The organism is Streptomyces sp. SID486 (assembly GCF_009865385.1).
GTDB lineage: Bacteria > Actinomycetota > Actinomycetes > Streptomycetales > Streptomycetaceae > Streptomyces.
The window spans coordinates 1-1037 of the sequence record NZ_WWJT01000040.1; the positions used below are offsets into that span (position 1 = coordinate 1).

Genomic DNA, 1037 nt, shown 5'->3' on the forward strand with positions numbered 1-1037 from the left:
ACCTGTGTGCACTCGGCAGGATTCGAACCTGCAACCTTCTGATCCGTAGTCAGATGCTCTATCCGTTAAGCTACGAGTGCTTGTTCTTTTGTTTTGTCTCCGTTCCCGGCCCTTTCGGCCCGCTCGCGGCGACAGGAAGAACATTACATGACTGCCGCCGTCATGTGAAATCCGATCCGCGCACCCCTTGTGACCTGCGAAAACGCCTGACACCGGGGAGAACGCGACGGGAGCCGGACAACGCCGAAGCCCCGGTCCTGGGGACCGGGGCTTCGGTATCGGGGCGGAGGCGGAGGGATTTGAACCCTCGATGGGCTTTAAGACCCAAACCGCATTAGCAGTGCGGCGCCATAGACCGGACTAGGCGACGCCTCCAGCACAACCGCTCACACGAGCGCGCGAGTGGTGCGTGCAGATGATGACACAGGCGAGCGCCGCGTCACCAATCGCCCCCTACGGTACTAGGCACCCACGCCATCGGGCAAAGGGCTTCGACCGGCGGGGCGCAACGTCTCGGCGGGTCCCGCGTTGGACAGGACATGCTCTCTGTCCTGCCGGTCACCGGGCGGCGCCTCCTCATGGCGTCCCTCGCCGCCGCCGCTGCCCTCGCTCCGCTCACCACCGCCCCCGCCTCGGCCGCCGGTGCCGTACCGCCGCCCGTGCGGCCCGAGAACCAGGGTGATCACCTCACCGTCGTGGTCCGGCACGCCGGCGCCGCACGGGACGGGAAGTACGACGTCCACTGCCACCCCGAAGCCGGACACCATCCGGACGTCGCCGGGGCCTGCCGGGCGCTCGACGCGCACACGCGCTGGGGCCGCGACCCCTTCGCACCGGTTCCCTCCGGCACCACCTGCACCATGCTCTACGGCGGCCCGGCCACCGCCCATGTCACCGGCACCTGGGCCGGCCGCCCGGTCGACGCCTCGTTCGGCCGGGGCGACGGGTGCGAGATCGGACGGTGGGACCGGCTGGTGCCCCTCCTGCCGAAGGTGGAGGCGGCCGGGTAGCGGCGCTCCGGGGGGCGGGGCTCCGGG

General features: G+C 69.8%; 1 protein-coding gene and 2 tRNA genes. 1 reads left to right on the top strand and 2 read right to left on the bottom strand.

Going from position 1 to position 1037, the window contains the following annotated elements:
* Positions 1-7: 7 nt before the first annotated feature.
* Together GT045_RS01945 and GT045_RS01950 are read right to left on the bottom strand one after the other, a co-directional pair.
* A tRNA-Arg gene (locus GT045_RS01945) sits at positions 8-80 on the bottom strand.
* A 204-nt stretch (positions 81-284) separates the two neighbouring features.
* Positions 285-375 (bottom strand) — tRNA-Ser (locus GT045_RS01950).
* 164 nt (positions 376-539) lie between these two features.
* On the opposite strand from GT045_RS01950, the gene GT045_RS01955 reads away from it, so the two are divergent.
* Positions 540-1010, top strand: coding sequence for an SSI family serine proteinase inhibitor (locus GT045_RS01955; RefSeq protein ID WP_161333085.1), 471 nt, complete (start codon positions 540-542; stop codon positions 1008-1010).
* Positions 1011-1037 lie beyond the last annotated feature (27 nt).

Coding starts and splice junctions, on each gene's coding strand:
- GT045_RS01955 (WP_161333085.1), top strand. CDS start 540: ATGCTCTCTGTCCTGCCGGTCACCGGGCGGCGCCTCCTCATGGCGTCC.